Source organism: Methylophilus sp. Leaf414 (genome assembly GCF_001425425.1).
In the GTDB taxonomy this organism is placed as follows: Bacteria; Pseudomonadota; Gammaproteobacteria; order Burkholderiales; family Methylophilaceae; genus Methylophilus.
The window spans coordinates 567,819-587,635 of record NZ_LMQQ01000001.1 but is presented as its reverse complement, the minus strand read 5'-3'; the positions used below and the strand labels follow the sequence as shown (position 1 = coordinate 587,635).

The window sequence follows — 19,817 nt, the reverse complement described above, 5'->3', positions numbered from 1 at the left end:
TCTTGATGTTTAGCAAAATAGCTAACTCGAAAATTCTGCCAGGACTTTACGCACACTTACTCTGGCTTTGAAATGAATTTTTTCAGCATTTAAAGCTCATATCGGTGTAATTCATTTATACGCTATTCATTCATCCACTGATGCTTATTGCCAACACTAATAACAATTTATGCCTCATTGCCATGCCAGTCCATCGATCTTCCCAACCAGTTTTTACTATATTGTTTTAATTATCATGGGTTTTCTCGCCACTGCGTGCTCGCCGGTCAACATACTTAATGCTGTCATTTCGGATAAAGAATATCAATTGAAAGAGGGGGTTGCTTATGGTGACTTACCCAGGCAAGCATTAGATATCTATATCCCTAAACATCATGTGCTGGCTAATAATCCGCAGCCAGATACCTCAAAGGATATCGCTGGCACGGGCACTACGAACAAAGGCCTGCCTGTCGTGGTGTTCTTTTACGGCGGAAGCTGGGATTCCGGCAATCGCGGGAGTTATAAGTTTATAGGCGAAGCCATGACATCGCAGGGTTTTATCACCATCATTCCCGATTATCGCGTCTACCCTGAGGTGCTATTTCCAGGCTTTATGGAAGACCCTGCCAAAGCTGCTAAATGGGTGAAATTGCACGCAGCCGAATTGGGAGGCGACCCTGATCGCATTTTCCTGGCAGGCCATTCTGCCGGTGCGCATATCGCCGCCATGCTGGTATTAGATCCTGAGTTTCTTGCAGAGCACAACAGCAAACCAAAAGACTTTGCCGGCATGATAGGACTGGCTGGCCCGTATGATTTTCTGCCGCTCAAAAGTAATCGATTGAAAACAATTTTTGGCCCGGATGACCAACGGGCGAAATCGCAACCCATCAATTTTGTCACTGGCAACAATCCACCCATGTTGCTAATGGTAGGTACCAAAGACGGCACCGTCTGGCCCAGAAACACGTATAATCTGGCCGCTAAAATCAAGGCCGCAGGCGGGCCGGTAGAGGTCGCCGAGTTTGCTGGGTATGGCCATGTCGATATGGCTGCCAAACTGGCAAAACCGCTACGTGACAAACGCATGTTAGATACGATTACAGCGTTTATAAAACAGCATTAAAGCCGTTGCCAGCTACTTAGTTAGAAAGTGAAAAGATAAAGGTTTTCCACCTGTTCCCTGGCCCAAGGTGTTTTGCGTAAAAACTTGAGGCTGGATTTCACCGATGGATCATTCTTGAAGCAATTGATATTGATTTTATCGCCAAGTTTATCCCAGCCATAATGGTCAACAAGCCTCGTCACGATACTTTCCAGGGTGACACCATGTAAGGGATTATTTGGCTGAGCAGGTTTAGAGGTAGTCATTTGGGGCAGGTTATGTTTTTTATTAAGCCTGGCTATCTTGCTGCCAGTGAAATTTGTGCATGATGCGATGCACAATTGGCGTAAGAACCAAACCAACCGTGACTATAAAAACAAGCCCCGCATATAGTGCATACAGGCCGGCAAAGATTTTTCCAGCATCTGTTTTTGGCGCATCCACAGGCCCCATGCCACCCATCAGCATTGCCGAGTTTAAAAAGGCATCGCGCCACGCGAGCTGCTCATAATGCATGTAGCCCGCCATCCCTATAGCCAGTGAAAGCAGCAGCAAACCGATAGCTATTACAGCATGGAGCGCCACACGCTTGGCGAACAGTCTATGTGGAATAGGCGGCTTATTTTTTGATTCGTACATGATAACGATTGTAGCCTAAAGCAAAGGTGCGGAAGTTAGCTAATCATGATTTGGTAGTAGGTTAGACCTTCAAAAAATTAACTTCCTGTCCCCAGCCTATAAGACAGTGAGCGTTTCAATACACTTCTAAAGTTATCAGGTTTTATCTCGACTTAAATTGCAGCCTTGGTACAGTACAATATGGATTTTATTTAGTTGCGCTGAAAATGTAGTACCGGAGGCTTGGTTGCCCACCAAATACATAACAACAACAGTATCTGCAAAGGTAAGCGAGCGACTAGCGCCCAATAAGGTACCTCGGGAAACTGGCTGGCGTTTTGCAACATAAAAATATTGGCAGGCGTCACTGCTATAGTTAACAGAATCAGTCCCCAACCCGCAATACGACGAGTGCGGGCAAATAAAATCCCAATAGCGCCTGCCAACTCAAAGAAGCCACTAATCAGCACCAGCTCCCTGTGTGCTGGCAACCAGGGAGGCATAATTTTCATCTCTAATTCAGTAAAGGCAAAATGCGCAATTCCACCAATAAAAAACCATAAGAAAACAAAGGCAAGCGCGAGAATTCTGGGAAACCCAAGCTTTGGATGTAGGACTTTCTCAGTATTTTTTGACCGCATTCTTAGTTTCCAAAATTTGTGCTCATGGCTAGCGTTGTAATGCAGGCGCTGGCGAAGCCGAACGCCTGAAATGATTTGTTAGCTGCTGATCTTCTCAGTTAGCAGCTTTTGTACTTTTGTCCTCGCTGTGAAATGCCCGGCCCTCTGATTTCGCGTTGGCAATTCGAAAATTATCCTGTGCGATTTGCAACTCGCCCATTTCGTATGCGACTTTGCCCTTAAGAATTCGGTTTCCACCATGTATAGTCGCTGCGCGCTAAACTTTGGCGCTAAAATGCCTAGCGCCAGGCAGAGTTGAAAGTCCTCGAGTTATATAAGATCAAACGCTTGAGTGAGATATTATTCGATAACCTCGATTTGCACATCAATAACACCGTTTGAAATGCTGCCGATCTCACTGAATGCAGACTTTGAAAGATCAATTACCCGTCCCTTTACATAGGGACCACGATCATTGATTTTGACAATCACCGATTTAGCAGTATCGACGTTTGTCACTTTAACCAGCGAACCAAATGGCAATACTTTATGAGCACCTGTTTTAAGTTCCTGTTTATATAGCTCACCGCTTGCCGTCTTTTTTGACTGGTGGCTGTTGGCGTAATATGACGCCTTTCCACTTTCCTTGTATCCAACCCAGTCTGCATTGGACCTTGGGCTGAGGGTGCTACATCCACTAATAACGAAAGCGATAAAAATTAAAAGATACCTTGTCAATTTAATCCCTGCTTTGAGTTTATGTTTTGAAGACAGATGCGATGCAAGGTGGATCCAGTCATGGTTATATCCAGATCGCCCGTTGCATAGCGACGCCGCGCGCACCACAGGCTTGGGCATGGGCCAAGTGTTCCAGTTGCATGCCGCCCAGCGCATAAACCGGTATTTCCAGACCATTGAGCATTTCACCAAATTTCTCCCAGCCTAATCCAGGCTCTTCCGGATGACTGCGTGTCGGTAATACAGGCGAGAGTAGCGCAAAATCGAGCAGGGCTTGTGCTTTTTGCAGTTGCCCAGCATCGTGGCAGGAAGCGCCAATGAGCAAGTTGTCTGGCTTAGTCATCATGGTCATCAGGCGCTGGCTGTTAAGATGCACACCTTGGTAGCCGAGTTGCATGGCTTGCTCGGGGCTGCCATTCAACAGGCAGCGACAGTCGTAAGGCGCACACAATGACAATACTTTTGTGCTCAACTGAGTGAGGTTGTGTTTGTCGAGTTGCGGTTCGCGGATTTGCAGCAGTTGCAGGCCTTGATCCAGTTGTTTTCTCAATGCTTGCAAGAAAGCATGTTCCCCCATTTTCTGCACATTGCTGATGGCGTACACAGAGGGTAATGATAGCGCCTGCATGATGGGGGCATTTGCGGGAAGCACCGGGCTGACATTCAGCTTTTGAGGATGCTGCCAGGCAAACTGCTGGCCTTCACGTGCCTGTAATTCACCTCGCCACTCACTGACAAAAAAGAAATGTAGCAGCACGGTTTTGGCTTCTGCATCATGCGTGGCAGCATAGTCGTAACGGCGTTTTATCCAGGGTTGAATCTTTGTCGGTGTGATGCCAAGCTCTTCCTGGGATTCACGGATCAATGCGTGTTCCGGAGTTTCGCCAGCTTCGATCTTGCCACCGGGGAATTCCCACCAGCCTGCCCAGCCCTTGCCATCTGGCCGGCTGGCGAGCAGGTATTCACCGTTTGGCCGTATCAGGATGGCGACCGCGACTTGGACTAGTTTTGCCATCATTAAGACTTCAGTTGCAGTTTGCCGGCATAATCCTTGGCAAACTGGTAAGCGACGCGTCCGCTGCGGGCACCGCGGGTATGGTAAAACTGCAAGGCAGCATGGCGGGCAGTGTCATCCATGCTGACGCCAAAAGTTTGCAGCCAGTGTTCGGCAATGCTCAGGTATTCATCCTGGTCAAAACTGTAAAACGATAACCACAAGCCAAAGCGTTCTGCTAATGAGGTTTTTTCATCTATGGTGTCATTCGGGCGAATTTCGCCGCTTTTTTCCAGTATCGGCTGGTTATCCGCCATATACTCAGGCATGAGGTTTTTGCGATTGGAAGTTGCGTATACCAACAAATTGGAAGAGGCGTTTTCAATCGAGCCGTCGAGGATGACTTTCAAGGCTTTGTAGCCGGTGTCATTCGCTTCAAACGTGAGGTCGTCACAGAAAATAATGAATTTTTCCGGGCGGTTCCTGATCAATTGCGTGATTTGTGGCAGGTCGGTTAAATCCTGTTTATCGACTTCGATCAGCCTTAAACCAGTGTCTGCATAAGCATTCAGCAAGGCTTTTACCAATGACGATTTGCCGGTGCCACGCGCACCCGTCAGCAATACATGGTTGGCAGGCAGACCTTGCAGGAATTGTTTGGTATTGCGTACTACTTCAGTTTTTTGCCTGTCGATAAACCGGATATCTTCCAGAGAAACCGTATGCGGGTGTTGGACTGATTGCAACTGGCCTTGCGCACCATGTTTGACCCAGCGCCAGGCAGTCACTTGCCAGTTAGGTTCAGCCAGTGGTGCAGGTAACAAGGTTTCCAGGCGCGTAATTAATTGCTCGGCGCGCTGCAGCAGGTGTTCAATCGAATTCATGCAGGTTTTCTTAAATCATGATGTGAGGTGAGCGGCTATTGTACACAATGCCGGAAAGGCCTGTCAGTGGCAGTGTTGCTTTGGCAAAAGGGCTTTACCGAAAATATCGACACCTTTGTGGTAACTTGTCGGGCTTATACCAGTCACGTTTTCAATTTCAACAGGCTACTTAACTATGCAACAACAAAAGATTATTCTGGCATCGCGCAGCCCGCGCCGTGTCGAGCTACTGGCGCAACTTGGTGTGCAGTGCGAAATCGTGCCGGCAGATATTGATGAGTCCACCCTCACAGGAGAAGACCCGGCGCTATATGTACAACGTCTGGCAAAAGCCAAGGCGCTGGCGATTGCCGCTACTTATGCGGATAGCGGAATACCCATTCTGGCTGCGGATACCACGGTGGCGCTGGGACAAGACATTCTTGGCAAACCAGAGAATGCTGAAGAAGCGATGGCGATGTTGTCCCGCCTGAGTGGCAGCGTACATCTGGTGCATACTGCGGTGGCGGTTTACCAGGCAGGGGAGGTGCACTCTTTACTGAACACAACGCGCGTGGAAATGATGCAAGTGCCTAAGGATGTTTTGCAGGATTATGTGGCTAGCGGTGAACCGATGGACAAAGCCGGTGCCTATGGAATACAGGGCCGCGCAGGTGCCTGGATATCGCGCATTGACGGCAGTTACAGCGGGGTGATGGGCTTACCGCTGCATGAAACGGCGCAGTTGTTGCACGCGTGGTAAACTCTGGAAAAAAACGATAATAGTTGGGATCGGGTAAAGCAAAATGTCATTGGCGCAGGAAGTACTAATTAACGTCACGCCGCAGGAGACTCGGGTGGCGATTCTGGAACAGGGTGTCGTTCAGGAGTTGCATATTGAACGTGCATCTTCACTCGGTATTGTCGGCAACATTTATCGTGGCACGGTCGTGCGCGTGTTACCAGGCATGCAATCTGCGTTTGTTGAAATAGGCTTGCCACGCGCGGCATTTCTGCATGCAGCGGATATCATGGATTGCCATGCTGAAGAAGGCGATGTTAAAACTGACCGGCCGATTCAGGAAGTACTGCACGAAGGCCAATCGATTATCGTGCAGGTGATTAAAGAGGCGATAGGCACCAAAGGTGCGCGGTTGACCACTGAAATCAGTATAGCCGGTCGTTTCCTGGTTTATTTGCCTTATCAAAAACATATCGGCGTTTCACAGCGGATTGATATTGAGGAAGAGCGCGAATTTTTGCGTAATCGTCTGCTTGGTTTGCTGCCGGAAGAGCGCGAAGGTGGTTACATTATCCGCACTATGTCAGAGGCTGCTACTGATGAAGAGTTGCTGGCTGACATTGAGTACCTGCGCCGGGTATGGAGCAAGATCCAGACCGAGAGCAAAACCGTCGGTGAGCGTTCGCTGATTTTTTACGACCTCAGTTTGCCGCGCCGGATCTTGCGCGATGTAGTGTGCAAGGAAACCACCAATATCCGGGTCGATTCGCGAGAAATGTTTGAGCGGCTGAAAGAATTTGCCGAGCTTTATGTCTCACATGCCGTCAAGCCGCTGACACATTACAAGGGTGAGCGCTCCTTATTCGAGTTTTATGATATTGAAAATGAAATCGAAAAAGCGCTGTCACGTAAAGTAGAGCTTAAATCCGGTGGCTACCTGATCTTTGACCAGACGGAAGCGCTCACCACTGTCGATGTGAATACCGGCAGTTTTGTCAGTGGTAAAAACCTGTCCGACACCATTTTCAAAACCAATCTTGAGGCGGCACAAACCATCGCCCGCCAACTCCGTTTGCGCAACCTGGGCGGCATTATCATTGTCGATTTTATCGATATGGATGAAGACGCACAGCGGGAAGCAGTACTCGAGGAATTGCGCAAAGCGGTCACACTGGATAGGGCGCGTATCAACGTCAACGGCTTTTCTGCTTTAGGCCTGGTGGAACTGACACGTAAACGCACGCGTGAAAGCCTGGCGCATTTGTTGTGTGAATCCTGCAAAGTATGCCAGGGTCGTGGCGAACTGAAAACTGCACAAACCATCAGCTATGAAATCATGCGTGAATTGCTGCGTGAATCCAGGCAGTTCAAGAGTGCCAATGCCTTTAAAATCCTCGCGTCGCCAGAAGTGATCAATATGCTGGGCGATGAGGAGTCACAAAGCCTCGCCAGCCTTTCGGACTTTATTAAAAAGCCGGTGACACTGCACCCGGATACCCAGTACGGGCGTGAAGAGTTCGATATCGTATGGATGTAAAAATAGTCACGATGCAAGCCGGGCGACCTTTCAGCCGCCCGGTAATCCAATTAAATAACGCCGACTGCCAACCCTGGTATCACAACCCGGCTGATCATTTGCAATAAGATCAGCGCCACCAATGCTGAAAAATCAAAACCTTGAATCTGCGGCAATACACGGCGCAACGGGTCAAGGATAGGCGAGCTCAGCTGGTTGAGTACGCCATAAATCGGGCTGTACGGGTTAACCCAGCTTAAGATTGCCATCAACAGAATCGCATAGAAAAATACGTCAATGATTTGTGCCAATACGCCAACCACGGCCTGCCATAACCAGAACAGCGGTGCAGGCGGTAATCCGGCCAGGGTGGAAAGCAGCGCGAATAAAATCACCTGCATGAGCAAGGCCAGCAATAAAGTTGACATATCCCATTGCCTGACCGGGCGTATCAGCTTGCGCGCAGGTTTGACCATAAAGTCGGTCAGCACCACGGTCATTTGCCCGAGCTGGTTCTGAAACGAGGTGCGGGTCCATTGCATCAAAAAACGTAACACCAGTAAAAACGTCAAAATCCCGAATACTGTCCTCAGCAAAAATATGCTCATTTCACCTAACATTGTTATTGTCCTCCCAGTTCGTCGCCGAGGGTTTTTGCCCGGTTGGCTGCTTGTTGTGCCGCGTGTTGCATGATGGCATGAATATTATGCTGATTAAGGCTCAGCAAACCTTGTTCGGTGGTGCCGCCTTTGGAAGTCACTTGCTCGCGCAATGTGGCAATGGGTGTCTCGCTTGCGGCGGCGAGCAGGCTGGCGCCTTTAAAAGTCGCCACGCTCAGTTGTAATGCCTGGTCTTTATCCAGCCCTAGCGCGACTCCCGCATCGGTGAGTGCTTCAATCAGCAAGAATACATAGGCCGGGCCGCTGCCGGAAATGGCGGTGACCGCATCCAGTTGTGCTTCATCGGTCAGCCACACCACGTCACCTGCCGCTTGCAGCAAACTATCTGCCAGTAGACGCTGGCCTTCGCTGACACTCGCAAGTGCGTAAATGCCGGTCACTCCCGCCTGGATTTGTGCCGGTGTATTCGGCATGGTGCGTATCAATGTGCTGTAGCCATTTAACCAGCGGCTTAAATCGGTGGTACGAATACCTGCTGCCACCGAAATAACCAGTTGTGACTGCAGGTAGGGTGCAAGTGATTCAGCGACTGTTTTCAATTGCTGCGGTTTTACCGCCAGTACAATGACATCCACCTGCAAAGCTTTCGCCGACAGCACCTGTGCGGTACGAACTCCCAGGGCTTGCTGCAATTGATCATGCTTGCTGGCATCCGGATCTATCACGGTAATCTGTTGCATGGCAAAATCGCGCTGTCTAAGGCCGGTGATCAGTGCTTGCGCCATATTGCCGCCGCCAATAAAAGTGATACGGGGCGATGCGAGTGAGGACATGTTTAAACAGCTCCTTTGGTAGCTAATCTGAATCTGGGGAAGTTTTCGGCAAACGTGCACCAAAGATTGCGGTACCTATACGTACCAATGTGCCGCCTTCGGCGATGGCAGCTTGGTAATCACCGCTCATGCCAATCGACAAAGTATCGAGTTGTAGGCCATGGCTATTTAATTGCTCGAACAATACCCGCACCTGCCGGAATTGGTCACGTTGCGCATCAAAATCCTGCTGGGGCGCCGGAATCGCCATCAGTCCGCGCAAGCGTAAATGCGGCAATTGTTTGATATTTAAGGCAAGTTCCAGCAGTTCCTGGCCGCTGGCACCACTCTTGCTTGCCTCTTCGCTAATATTTACCTGCAGGCAAATGTTCAGCGGCGCGAGTTCTGCAGTGCGTGCATCTGACAGGCGTTGTGCGATTTTCAGACGGTCAACTGAGTGTACCCAATCGAATTGACGGGCAATTTGCTGTGTTTTGTTGCTTTGAATCGGCCCAATAAAATGCCATTCTATTGCACAGTCCTGTAATTGCTGCTGTTTCATCAGCGCTTCTTGCAGATAGTTTTCGCCAAATATGGTTTGACCTGCCTCAAAAGCACTGCGAATGGCCTCGGCCGGTTGCGACTTGCTGACTGCACACAGCGTTACTTGTTGTGGCGCTTTAAAGCTCGTTTTGGCTTTAGCAATATGTTGCTGAATATCAGCAATATTTTCGGCCAGGTTGATAAGCGCAGTCATGGGTGTGCCGGGATGCAGTTTAAAAGACAAAATAACATTATATAAAAATCACTGGAGTCAAATGTGGATATTTCAGATTTATTGACATTTTCTGTTAAAAATAAAGCGTCAGACTTACATTTATCTTCCGGTTTGCCACCGATGATCCGTGTGCATGGCGATGTGCGTAAAATCAATTTGCCGGCCATGGAGCACGCTGAAGTGCATCGCATGCTGTATGACATCATGAATGACAGCCAGCGCAAAGTGTATGAAGAAAACCTGGAATGCGATTTCTCGTTTGAAATCCCTGACCTGGCACGTTTCCGGGTCAATGCATTTAACCAGCAACGTGGTGCCGGTGCCGTATTTCGTACTATTCCGAGCAAAGTGCTTACGCTGGAAGAATTGAATGCACCCAAGGTATTTAAAGACCTTGCCGATACGCCACGTGGCATTGTGCTGGTGACCGGTCCTACCGGTTCCGGGAAATCCACCACCCTGGCAGCCATGGTGGATTACATCAACGAGACGCAAATGTCGCATATCCTGACCGTGGAAGACCCGATCGAATTTGTGCATACCTCGAAAAAATCCCTGATCAACCAGCGGGAAGTCGGCCCACATACACAGTCGTTCGATAATGCCTTGCGTTCGGCACTGCGTGAAGACCCGGATGTGATTCTGGTTGGTGAGATGCGTGACCTCGAAACCATACGCCTGGCGCTGACAGCTGCGGAAACCGGTCATTTGGTATTTGGAACCTTGCACACCAGCTCTGCTGCAAAAACCATAGACCGGGTGGTCGATGTGTTCCCTGCCGCTGAAAAAGAAATGGTGCGCTCCATGCTTTCCGAATCATTGCGCGCTGTCATTTCACAAACCCTGTGTAAAACCAAAGATGAGCAAGGCCGTGTGGCTGCGCATGAAATCATGATAGGTACACCGGCGATCCGTAACCTGATTCGTGAAAACAAGATCGCACAAATGTACTCTGCGATTCAAACAGGGCAAAACGTAGGCATGCAAACTTTGGACCAGAACTTGCAGGATCTGGTAAAGCGCAATGTGATCAGTGCAGATGAAGCACGTACCAAAGCAGCAAACCGCGACTCAATCATGGGCTAAGAAACAGGATGGATACTATACAAACAGGCGAAGACCGAGCACAAACTGAAAAGTTTGTGAACGACCTGCTGAAGCTGATGGTCACCAAAAAAGCGTCTGACTTGTTTATTACAGCCGGTTTTCCGCCCGCCATGAAGATTGATGGCAAACTGACACCGGTGTCATCGCAAACTCTGAATACGCAGCAAACTGCCGAAATTGCACGTGCAGTCATGAATGACAAGCAAGCCCAGGAATTTAAAGAAACCCTGGAATGCAATTTTGCGATCAGCATGTCGTCCGTTGGCCGTTTCCGCGTGAATGCGTTTATTCAACGTAGCGCGGTGGGTTTGGTATTCCGCGTCATTAATACCAATATTCCAAAATTTGATGATTTGAAACTGCCGCCAGTCCTTAAAGACGTAGTGATGGCCAAGCGCGGACTGGTGATTTTTGTCGGCGGTACCGGTTCGGGTAAATCTACTTCGATGGCGGCGATGCTAGGCCATCGTAATGAAAGCAGCTATGGCCATATTATTACCATTGAAGACCCGGTAGAGTTTATCCACGGCCACAAAAACTGTATCGTTACCCAGCGCGAAGTAGGTGTAGATACTGAGAACTGGCACGCGGCGCTGAAAAATACCCTGCGCCAGGCGCCGGACGTGATTATGATTGGCGAAATCCGCGATCGTGAGACCATGGATTATGCGATTGCCTTCTCTGAGACCGGCCACCTGTGCCTGGCGACTTTGCACGCCAACAGTACCAACCAGGCATTAGACCGGATTATTAACTTTTTCCCCGAAGAACGACGTCAGCAATTACTGATGGATTTATCACTCAATCTGCGTTGTATCGCTTCGCAGCGCTTGATTCCCAAAGTCGATGGCAGTGGTCGTGTGGCAGCGGTTGAAGTATTGCTACATTCGCCATTGATTTCTGACCTGATTTACAAAGGCGATGTGCACGCGATTAAAGAGATCATGGCCAAATCGCGTGAGTTAGGTATGCAAACCTTTGACCAGGCCTTGTTTGAGCTTTATGAAGCCAGCAAAATCACTTATGACGATGCATTGCGTAATGCCGACTCGGTGAATGATTTGCGACTGAAAATTAAACTGAACAGCAAACTGGCAAACCCGGAAAATCAGGATCAAAACAAGATTTCCAACCTTGATATTTTATAAAGTGATTCTTTGAGACAGTCGTAAAGAATAAGAGTTGAATATAGCAAGCCCCACTAGCGTTGTTTAGTGGAGCTTGTTGATTTCTGGCACCTGCAACTGCTTAGGACTTGGTTTGCTGCAATGATTCCTGCTGGAATACCAATTCACCGCTGGTGAAAGTTGCCGAGACTTTTCCTGCCAGTGACTGATTCAGGAAAGGTGTATTTTTTCCTTGGCTGACCAATACGCGGCTATCTACACGCCATTCGATTTCCGGGTCATAAATCACTACATCCGCAATTGCCCCGACTTTGAGGGTGCCTGCCGGCACGCCTAAAATATTGGCAGGGGTTTGCGTGATTTTCAGTAGCGCTTGTGCGGGTGAAAGCTTGGCTTGCGCTGCCCATTTTAAAGTCAATGGGAGCAATAATTCCAGTGCTGACGCGCCGGGGCGGGATTCGGCGAAAGGCAAGGCTTTATCGTCATCGTCAACCGGTGTGTGGTCAGAGCAAATGGCATCAAGCGTGCCATCCAGCAAACCGGCGCGCAAAGCGTCGCGATCACGCTGTGTACGCACCGGTGGTTTCAGGTGCACCATACTGTCAAAAAATCCTATATCCATTTCTGTCAGGTGCAGGTGCTGGATGCTGACATCAGCAGTCAGGCGTACACCAGCTTGCTTGGCCTGGCGTATCAATTCCACAGACTCCGCCGTGGAAACACGGGCAATATGTAATGAAGCGCCAGTGTTTTGGGCAATACGCAGCATGGCTTGCAGGGCGATGCTTTCGGCTGCAACCGGGATACCTTTCAGGCCTAATCGGGAAGCAACTTCGCCATCATGTGCAACACCGTTTTTCGCCAGGTACGGATCTTCTGCACGCATAAACAAGGTATAGCCGAAGGTGGCAGAGTATTCAAAGGCACGCCAGAGCACTTGCGTATCGACAATCGGTGTATCAGCCTGTGAAAAACCGACGCAACCGGCTGACGTCAGGGCAAACATCTCGGTGAGGAAATGGCCTTCTAACTGGCGGGTAACGGCACCTAAAGGATAGACATTTGCCAGGGCATGTGACTTCGCCCTGTGCTTGAGCATTTCAACCAGCCCAGGTTCATCCAGTACCGGATCGGTATCCGGTGGGCATGCCAGGCTGGTGACACCACCGGCCATGGCTGCACGTAATTCGCTCAACAGGGTAGCTTTGTATTCGCTACCAGGTTCACGCAGGCGCGCACACAAATCTACCAGGCCGGGCAGTACCCATTTGCCATTGGCATCCAGCGTCTGGTCTGCCTTGAAACCGGCTGGTGCATTGCCGATGGCGGTAATTTTATCGCCACTGATATAGATATCGCAGACTTGGTCCAGTTGCTGGCTGGCATCGATCACACGGCCTTGCTTGATGACTATATTCATGCGGCGTTGCCTCCCCCAAGAATTGCCATCACGGCCATGCGTACCGCGATGCCATAGGTAACTTGCGGAAGAATGACGGATTGTTTGCCATCCGCCACGCTGGAGTCGATTTCAACCCCACGGTTCATTGGCCCCGGGTGCATGACAATCGCATCTGGCCTTGCCAGTGTCAGCCGCTCGGGTGTCAGGCCAAAGGTCTGGAAAAATTCCTGTGTACTTGGCAGCAGGGCGCCGGACATGCGTTCGTTTTGCAGGCGCAGCATCATGATCACATCAACGTCTTTCAAACCTTGATCCATATTGTGATAAACCTGTACGCCCAGTTTTTCCACTTCTGCAGGCAATAAGGTGCGGGGTGCGATGACACGTATTTCAGGCACACCTAGCGTGGCGAGTGCGTGAATTTCGCTACGTGCCACGCGGGAATGCAATATGTCTCCCACAATTGCAACGCGCAGATTATGCATTTCAGGTTTGTATTTGCGGATGGTAAATACATCCAGCAAGCCCTGGGTAGGGTGCGCGTGGCGGCCATCACCGGCATTAATCACGCTGATATGCGGCGGTACATGCTGTGCGATAAAGTGTGCGGCGCCGCTCTGCTGGTGGCGCACCACAAACATGTCGGCATGCATGGCAATCAGGTTGTTGACCGTGTCAAGTATGGTCTCGCCTTTGGATTGCGATGAGGTGCTGACATTCAGGTTTAACACATCGGCAGACAAACGTTTGGCAGCAATTTCAAAGGTGGTGCGCGTACGGGTACTGTTTTCAAAAAACAGGTTGCAGACCGTTTTGCCACGTAATAGCGGCACTTTCTTGATTTCGCGCTCAGCTACCCCGACGAAGTTTTCAGCAGCGTCCAGAATATCGGTCAGGATACGTTTGGGCAGGCCCTCGATACTGAGCAGGTGTTGTAGTTGCCCCTGCGCGTTCAGTTGCGGGTTGTACATGTTAATTGGCTCCACTGTCGTTAGGCAGATTGGCTTCTGGGGAATGGGTAGCAGACTGGCTGGAATCTGTCACCGTCAGGTGCAAACGTCCCTGCGTATTGATGGAAAGTTCAAATGCCTGGTGCGCGAGCAGTGGGATATCGGCGCCAACGATATCAGGACGAATCGGTAATTGTGCGCCACCACGGTTGATCAGTGCAGCCAATTCTATCAAGCCAGGGCGACCATAATCAAATAGCTCGTTAATCACGGCGCGCACTGTGCGGCCTGTGTAGAAAATATCGTCGATCAGGATGATATGCCTGTCATTCACGTCAAAAGGGATGTGGCCGGGTTGAGCGGTGGTTTTCATTCCGCGTCTGGCGTAGTCATCGCGGTACATGGATGCATTCAGTTTGCCATGGGCAATGTCGCGCCCCAGTTCGGTTTGCAGGCGTTGCAGCAATTTTTCCATCAGCCACACGCCGCCGGTGTAGATGCCGACCAAAGCGGTATTTTCATGGACGCGGGGTTTTAATTGTTGGTAAAGCTGATCCAGCAACTGTTCGGGGTCAGGCAATATCATGAGAGTCCTGTGCTATGAACGTGAGTGATAGGCGTCAAAGTAAGATTGTAATATAGTTTGTGCGGCAACCTGGTCCAAATGTTGTTTTTGCGCACGGCCCCGGACCCCTGCTTCGCGCAGTGATTGTGACGCTTCGGCTGAAGTCAGGCGCTCATCTATCATCATCACGGGTAAGTTAAAGCGGCCCTCAAGGCGCTGCGCAAATTTCTGTGCCAGGGCGGTCATCGCATGGGCGTCGCCGTCCATGGTCATGGGTAGTCCAACGATGAGTAGAACCGGTTGCCATTCCTGCAATATAGCCGCGATGCGGTCAAATTTTCCGGCATTATCTTCCGTTTCAATGGTGAGCAGCGGATGCGCCAGTCCGAGCAGGGTTTCACCCACTGCGACGCCAATCCTTTTTTCACCGAAATCAAACGCGAGCACACTGCCGCTAATATCTGGATAAAGGCGTTCGGTAATAGGCAGGTGACTTTGCGTTAAGGGTTGCTTGCTGTGCTTGATCTCAGGCATGCCCTGCAACCTCGGACAGTGTGGCGTAGTCCACGCCTAACTGCTGCATGGCCCACAACACTTTGTCATCATTGGGCAGGTTGAAGATGAGCTTATGTAAATGCTCGCGGTCATCCAGCGGCAGGGTGAGCCAGGCATTGGCCTGGATCTCATCCTCCAGTTGGCCTGAAGACCAGCCGGTATAACCGAGAGCGATAAACATATCCTGCGGGGCTTCATCGCGTGCTGCCGCTTCCAGGATATCCTTGGAAGAAGTCATCGCCAGCCCTTCAGACAAGCCCAGCGTGGTGTTGAATTCAGTAGCAGGTGTGTGCAGCACAAAGCCGCGCTCGACCTGCACCGGCCCACCAAAATGTACCAGGCGGTCCTGTTGGTGTGGGGCGTCGCACGGCATATCCAGTTGCTCAAACAGGTCGCCTACATTGAGTTGTAACGGATGGTTGAGGATCATACCCATGGCGCCATCATGGTCGTGGCTGCAAATCAGGATCACGCTTTTGCTGAAATAGGGGTCTTGCATGGCTGGCATGGCGATGAGAATCTGGCCAGTCAGGTTTAATCTGTCGCTGATATCGGACAAAGGTAATTGTTCACTCATAAGGGTGACGCCTCTTCTTCGCTGAGGTAACCTGTAATTTCCAGGCCGAAACCATCCATGCTTGGCATTTTGCGCGGTGCTGCCATCAGGCGCATTTTTTTTACGCCCAGGTCGAGCAGGATTTGTGAGCCGATGCCGTAGTTTCGTAATTCCTGGTTGAGTGTGATTTTCTGGTCTGCGCGTAAAATCCTGTCTGTCAGTCCCAGGCCATCTTCATCATGGTTGATTAACACAATTACACCACACGGCGCATTGCTGATGGTACGCATGGCTTGTAACAGATTCCAACTATGCGATTGATGGCTGCTATCCAGCAGGTCAATCATGGATAAAGGTTCATGCACCCGTACCAGGGTTTCGGTAGCGGTTAACGGATCACCTTTCACCAGTACCAGATGCGTTTCCTGCGCAATATTGTCGCGATAGGCTATCAGTTGCATGGGGCCGAAAGCCGTTTCAATTTTACGCTCGGCACTGCGCTCAATCAGGGTTTCATGCGCAGCGCGGTAATGAATCAGGTCGGCGATAGTGCCGATGCGGATGTCATGCTCTGCTGCAACCTGCATCAGGTCTGGCAGGCGCGCCATTTCGCCGTCATCTTTGAGTATCTCGCAGATCACGCTGGCAGGTTCGCAGCCGGCCAGTTGTGCCAGATCGCAACCCGCTTCAGTATGCCCGGCACGCACCAGCACGCCGCCATTCATGGCACCAATCGGGAAAATGTGCCCCGGGCTGACAATGTCACTGGCCTTGGCATTCTTGGCGATGGCTGCGCGGATTGTGGTTGCGCGATCAGCCGCTGAAATGCCGGTAGTGACACCTTCAGCCGCTTCGATAGAGACGGTAAAATTTGTACCCAGGCGCGTACCGTTTTTGCGGGTCATCGGCGGTAGATTCAACTGGCGGCAACGTTGCTCTGTCAATGTCAGGCAAATCAGGCCGCGGCCGTATTTAGCCATAAAGTTGATATGCTCTGCGGTCACAAATTCAGCCGCAATCACAAAGTCACCTTCGTTTTCGCGGTGCTCGTCATCGACCAGAATGACCATTTTTCCGGCGCGGATGTCGGCAATAATCGCTTCAATAGTACTAATCTGCGCCGACATTATTCCTGCTCCCAGGCTTGCATGCGCTCTACATAACGCGCAATCAAATCAATTTCCAGGTTCACTGCGTCTCCGGGTTTTGCATACTGCATAATTGTATGCTGCATGGTATGGGGGATCAGGTTGATGCTGACTTCATCCTGCGTGATGGCATTGACTGTCAGGCTGATGCCATTGACGCACAACGATCCTTTTTGGGCGATGTATTTACTCAGGGCATGTGGCGTGCGTACTTTCAGCAGCCAGCATTCGCCTACCTGCTCCAAAACGCTAATGGTGCCGACGCCATCAACGTGGCCGGTCACCAGGTGGCCGCCCAGCCGGTCTGCCAGTCGCAACGCTTTTTCAAGATTCACAGCACCAGGTTGGCCGAGGCCACTGGTCACATCTAAAGTGACTTTGGACACCATGACTTCGAAGGAAGTAGATTCCAGTTTGGTAACAGTGAGGCACACGCCATTCACGGCAATGCTGTCACCCAGCTGTACATCTTGCAGGCCTAAATCGGAGGCTTCGATACGTAATGCGCAATCGTCGCCGTGTGTGACTACGTCGGCAATGTGGCCGACGGTTTGAATAATCCCAGTGAACATGGTGTGATTTTATCAGTGCTGCATGCTAAAGTAATCACATTCACGCAACATTTTTCATAATCCAACAATTTTCAACCAGGCTTGGTGACCATATGCGTTTAGATGATCTTGAAGAAAGCCAGCATGTAGAAGATAGCCGCGGCAGCGGCATGATCGGTGGCCGCAGCATAGGCATAGGCACGATTGCTATTGCGCTGGTAGCGATGTATTTTGGTGTCGACCCAAACCTGGTATTGAATCTGGCGCAACAGGGCCAGCCTGCCACGCAAACTTCGGTGCCAGCAGCCGATAGCAATGATCCTAACGTCAAGTTTGTCTCCCGCGTGTTGTGGAGTACCGAACAGGTCTGGCAATCATTATTCTCCAACGCCGGGCAGCAATACAGTGCACCTAACCTTGAAATATTCGGTGGCGCGACACAAACGGCTTGTGGACAAGGTCAGGCGGCGATGGGGCCGTTTTATTGCCCGGCAGACCAGAAAGTCTATATTGACCTGAGTTTTTATAAAGAACTGCAAGAGCGTTTCAAAGCGCCCGGTGACTTTGCCCAGGCGTATGTGATTGCACATGAAGTCGGCCACCACGTACAGAATTTATTGGGTACCTCGCAAAAAGTACAACAGGCCAGGCAACAGGCAGGTTCTGAAGCTGAGGCTAATGCCTATTCGGTAAGGCTGGAATTGCAGGCAGATTGCTATGCCGGCGTATGGGCCCATCATGCGGATGAGAAATTCCGTATCCTGGAAACTGGCGATATTGAAGAAGCTTTGCGCGCAGCGACTGCGATTGGTGATGACACCCTGCAAAAGCAGGCGCGCGGCTATGCAGTACCCGACAGCTTCACTCATGGCAGTGCCGAACAGCGTGTGCAATGGTTTAAAGCGGGCCTGCAATCAGGGAGTGTCAATGATTGCAATACATTTAAAAATGCAGTGTAAACATAGTAAGTGGTATGGAAGTGTCAGGTATGACCGAACAAAGTAATTCTTCTCAGGCTGTGTCTGCAAGTGATCAATCAGTCGATCAGCACTTAATTGAAACTACCGTTTCCAGCGAGATCATGGCGCAAGGCAAGATGTTGACCGTGCGTTACGACGAAGCGCGCTTACCTAATGGCACCATTAGCGGACGCGAGTATGTGATGCATCCGGGTGCTGTGGTGGTGGTCGCGTTGACGCAAGACGGTGGCGTGGTGCTTGAAAGACAGTTCCGCTATCCGCTCAAGCAGGTATTTATAGAATTGCCCGCCGGTAAAATTGACCCGGGCGAACCAGTATTGCGAACCGGGCAGCGTGAGTTGCTGGAAGAAACCGGCTACAGCGGTAACGAATGGGTGAAGCTGGGTGTTCAGCATCCTTGTATTGGCTATTCGAATGAGGTGATTCATATTTACCTGGCGACTGGCCTGACGCTGGGAGCACATGCCAGGGACATTGACGAAGCGATGGATGTTTTTGTCTGGCCTTTTGCGCGCGTGATGCAAGCAATTGAAAGCGGCGAAATCACTGACAGTAAAACGATGGGTGCCATGTTGCTGGCAGAGCGATACTTACTCAAACATCCGGTGTCAGGATTAAGTCTTTAAGAAAGTAGTTGATGAGAGTATTACAAATAGGCTGTGGTGGCTTGGGCACATTAATTGCGCAAGAAACTCTTGCACACGGACATGAGCTGATTATCGTCAGGCGTTCCAGGCAGGCTGTGCCGCAAGGTGCGCAAGTATTGCATCTGGATGTGGTAAAAGGAGACGCGTTAGCGCCGATTGCCGAGTTGCAGCCTGAAATTCTGCTGTATTGCCTGGCCCCAGTGGAAGGCCAGTCTTACCAGCAAACCTATGTGCAAGGCTTGAAAAATGTGCTGGCGCATGTCTCCAAGTCTGCACTACGCCATGTCTTTTTTATCTCCAGTACCGGCATTTACGGCGAACATCAAGGCGAATTTGTGGATGATAGTACTGCCGTTGTGCCTGCAGATGCTGATGGACAGGTAATGCTAGACGCTGAGCGATTGCTGTATGAGTTGCCATGCGCGCATTCGGCGTTACGCGTGTCAGGCATTTACGGCCCGCAACGTTTGTATTTATTGCGTGCGGTGCCGGATCAAGCGCGCTGGCCAAAAGTGGCCCATTGGACCAACCGTATTCATGAACTGGATGTAGCGAGGGCTGTAGTGCACTTGTATGAACAGGTGGCGAACGGCATGGTTTTGCCGGCACATTGCATTGTGACAGATGGTGTACCGGCGCTACAGCACGAAGTGTTGCAGTGGATGGCTGGCAAAATGCAATTGCCATTGCCGGACACGCCTCCTTTAGAGCCCCAAACCGGCAAGCGCATCACTAACCAGTTTTTGCCACAAAGTGGCTTTAAATTGAAGTTTGCCGATTACCGTGCAGGCTACGAAGCCATACTGGCAACCAGACGGTTATGACCAACTTCTATCATTCA

24 protein-coding genes are annotated in these 19,817 nt (G+C 50.4%); 8 read left to right on the top strand and 16 right to left on the bottom strand.

Features of this window, described 5'->3' with window-relative positions; genetic code table 11:
* Positions 1-307 precede the first annotated feature (307 nt).
* Positions 308-1,108, top strand: a complete 801-nt coding sequence (locus tag ASG24_RS02850; protein ID WP_235562283.1) for an alpha/beta hydrolase — start codon at positions 308-310, stop codon at positions 1,106-1,108.
* A gap of 20 nt (positions 1,109-1,128) precedes the next feature.
* Here ASG24_RS02850 and ASG24_RS02845 read toward each other — a convergent pair whose 3' ends face one another.
* The 6 genes from ASG24_RS02845 to ASG24_RS02820 form a co-directional block, all read right to left on the bottom strand.
* On the bottom strand, positions 1,129-1,353 hold the full coding sequence (locus tag ASG24_RS02845; RefSeq protein ID WP_055867604.1) for a VF530 family DNA-binding protein: 225 nt from the start codon (positions 1,351-1,353) through the stop codon (positions 1,129-1,131).
* Positions 1,354-1,375: 22 nt separating this feature from the next.
* On the bottom strand, positions 1,376-1,726 hold the full coding sequence (locus ASG24_RS02840; RefSeq protein ID WP_055867600.1) for a hypothetical protein: 351 nt from the start codon (positions 1,724-1,726) through the stop codon (positions 1,376-1,378).
* Between the two features lie 191 nt (positions 1,727-1,917).
* A complete protein-coding gene (locus ASG24_RS02835) occupies positions 1,918-2,217 on the bottom strand; it encodes a hypothetical protein (RefSeq protein ID WP_200936957.1) in 300 nt (99 codons plus the stop codon).
* A gap of 468 nt (positions 2,218-2,685) precedes the next feature.
* Entirely contained in the window at positions 2,686-3,183 is a 498-nt protein-coding gene (locus ASG24_RS02830; RefSeq protein WP_082487960.1) for a septal ring lytic transglycosylase RlpA family protein, read from the bottom strand.
* Positions 3,128-4,078, bottom strand: a complete 951-nt coding sequence (locus ASG24_RS02825; protein WP_055868403.1) for a Nudix family hydrolase — start codon at positions 4,076-4,078, stop codon at positions 3,128-3,130. The genes ASG24_RS02830 and ASG24_RS02825 overlap by 56 nt, the downstream gene beginning before the upstream one ends.
* A 2-nt stretch (positions 4,079-4,080) precedes the next feature.
* Complete coding sequence (locus ASG24_RS02820; RefSeq protein ID WP_055867593.1) at positions 4,081-4,941, bottom strand: ATP-binding protein; 861 nt, start codon at positions 4,939-4,941, stop codon at positions 4,081-4,083.
* 175 nt (positions 4,942-5,116) lie between these two features.
* Here ASG24_RS02820 and ASG24_RS02815 point away from each other — a divergent pair, with 175 nt between their 5' ends.
* Positions 5,117-5,683: a nucleoside triphosphate pyrophosphatase gene (locus ASG24_RS02815; protein ID WP_055826108.1), complete on the top strand. Its 567-nt coding sequence runs from the start codon at positions 5,117-5,119 to the stop codon at positions 5,681-5,683.
* Between the two features lie 49 nt (positions 5,684-5,732).
* Complete coding sequence (rng, locus tag ASG24_RS02810; protein WP_200936972.1) at positions 5,733-7,199, top strand: ribonuclease G; 1,467 nt, start codon at positions 5,733-5,735, stop codon at positions 7,197-7,199.
* Positions 7,200-7,249: 50 nt separating this feature from the next.
* Here the strand turns inward: rng and ASG24_RS02805 are convergent, their stop codons facing one another.
* The 3 genes from ASG24_RS02805 to ASG24_RS02795 are packed head-to-tail and all read right to left on the bottom strand — an operon-like array spanning position 7,250 to position 9,367.
* Positions 7,250-7,786: a YggT family protein gene (locus ASG24_RS02805; protein WP_235562282.1), complete on the bottom strand. Its 537-nt coding sequence runs from the start codon at positions 7,784-7,786 to the stop codon at positions 7,250-7,252.
* A 14-nt stretch (positions 7,787-7,800) separates the two neighbouring features.
* The gene (proC, locus tag ASG24_RS02800) at positions 7,801-8,631 is read right to left on the bottom strand and encodes a pyrroline-5-carboxylate reductase (protein ID WP_055867585.1); all 831 of its coding nucleotides are present in this window, start codon (positions 8,629-8,631) and stop codon (positions 7,801-7,803) included.
* Between the two features lie 22 nt (positions 8,632-8,653).
* On the bottom strand, positions 8,654-9,367 hold the full coding sequence (locus tag ASG24_RS02795; RefSeq protein WP_055867582.1) for a YggS family pyridoxal phosphate-dependent enzyme: 714 nt from the start codon (positions 9,365-9,367) through the stop codon (positions 8,654-8,656).
* 63 nt (positions 9,368-9,430) lie between these two features.
* On the opposite strand from ASG24_RS02795, the gene ASG24_RS02790 reads away from it, so the two are divergent.
* Positions 9,431-10,474, top strand: a complete 1,044-nt coding sequence (locus ASG24_RS02790) for a type IV pilus twitching motility protein PilT (protein WP_055826097.1) — start codon at positions 9,431-9,433, stop codon at positions 10,472-10,474.
* Between the two features lie 8 nt (positions 10,475-10,482).
* Entirely contained in the window at positions 10,483-11,643 is a 1,161-nt protein-coding gene (locus ASG24_RS02785; protein WP_055826095.1) for a PilT/PilU family type 4a pilus ATPase, read from the top strand.
* 100 nt (positions 11,644-11,743) lie between these two features.
* On the opposite strand, the gene ASG24_RS02780 is transcribed toward ASG24_RS02785, so the two are convergent.
* The 7 genes from ASG24_RS02780 to ASG24_RS02750 are packed head-to-tail and all read right to left on the bottom strand — an operon-like array spanning position 11,744 to position 17,370.
* Complete coding sequence (locus tag ASG24_RS02780; RefSeq protein WP_055867579.1) at positions 11,744-13,042, bottom strand: dihydroorotase; 1,299 nt, start codon at positions 13,040-13,042, stop codon at positions 11,744-11,746.
* On the bottom strand, positions 13,039-13,995 hold the full coding sequence (locus tag ASG24_RS02775; protein WP_055826091.1) for an aspartate carbamoyltransferase catalytic subunit: 957 nt from the start codon (positions 13,993-13,995) through the stop codon (positions 13,039-13,041). Before ASG24_RS02775 ends, ASG24_RS02780 begins: the two co-directional genes overlap by 4 nt.
* A 1-nt stretch (position 13,996) precedes the next feature.
* On the bottom strand, positions 13,997-14,560 hold the full coding sequence (pyrR, locus tag ASG24_RS02770) for a bifunctional pyr operon transcriptional regulator/uracil phosphoribosyltransferase PyrR (RefSeq protein WP_055826089.1): 564 nt from the start codon (positions 14,558-14,560) through the stop codon (positions 13,997-13,999).
* A gap of 12 nt (positions 14,561-14,572) precedes the next feature.
* Positions 14,573-15,073 (bottom strand): Holliday junction resolvase RuvX, encoded by a 501-nt coding sequence (ruvX, locus tag ASG24_RS02765; protein WP_055867575.1) that lies wholly within the window; start codon positions 15,071-15,073, stop codon positions 14,573-14,575.
* The gene (locus ASG24_RS02760) at positions 15,066-15,671 is read right to left on the bottom strand and encodes a YqgE/AlgH family protein (RefSeq protein ID WP_055867572.1); all 606 of its coding nucleotides are present in this window, start codon (positions 15,669-15,671) and stop codon (positions 15,066-15,068) included. The genes ruvX and ASG24_RS02760 overlap by 8 nt, the downstream gene beginning before the upstream one ends.
* Complete coding sequence (gene ribBA / locus ASG24_RS02755) at positions 15,668-16,777, bottom strand: bifunctional 3,4-dihydroxy-2-butanone-4-phosphate synthase/GTP cyclohydrolase II (RefSeq protein ID WP_055826084.1); 1,110 nt, start codon at positions 16,775-16,777, stop codon at positions 15,668-15,670. The genes ASG24_RS02760 and ribBA overlap by 4 nt, the downstream gene beginning before the upstream one ends.
* Entirely contained in the window at positions 16,777-17,370 is a 594-nt protein-coding gene (locus ASG24_RS02750; RefSeq protein ID WP_055867570.1) for a riboflavin synthase, read from the bottom strand. Before ASG24_RS02750 ends, ribBA begins: the two co-directional genes overlap by 1 nt.
* Before the next feature lie 92 nt (positions 17,371-17,462).
* Between ASG24_RS02750 and ASG24_RS02745 the strand changes: the two genes are divergently transcribed.
* Genes ASG24_RS02745 through ASG24_RS02735 form a run of 3 tightly spaced genes read left to right on the top strand, consistent with a single transcriptional unit; the run spans position 17,463 to position 19,800 of the window.
* Complete coding sequence (locus tag ASG24_RS02745) at positions 17,463-18,308, top strand: neutral zinc metallopeptidase (RefSeq protein ID WP_055867567.1); 846 nt, start codon at positions 17,463-17,465, stop codon at positions 18,306-18,308.
* A gap of 29 nt (positions 18,309-18,337) precedes the next feature.
* Entirely contained in the window at positions 18,338-18,955 is a 618-nt protein-coding gene (locus ASG24_RS02740; protein ID WP_055868400.1) for an NUDIX domain-containing protein, read from the top strand.
* Positions 18,956-18,966: 11 nt separating this feature from the next.
* Entirely contained in the window at positions 18,967-19,800 is an 834-nt protein-coding gene (locus tag ASG24_RS02735; RefSeq protein ID WP_055867564.1) for an NAD-dependent epimerase/dehydratase family protein, read from the top strand.
* Positions 19,801-19,817 lie beyond the last annotated feature (17 nt).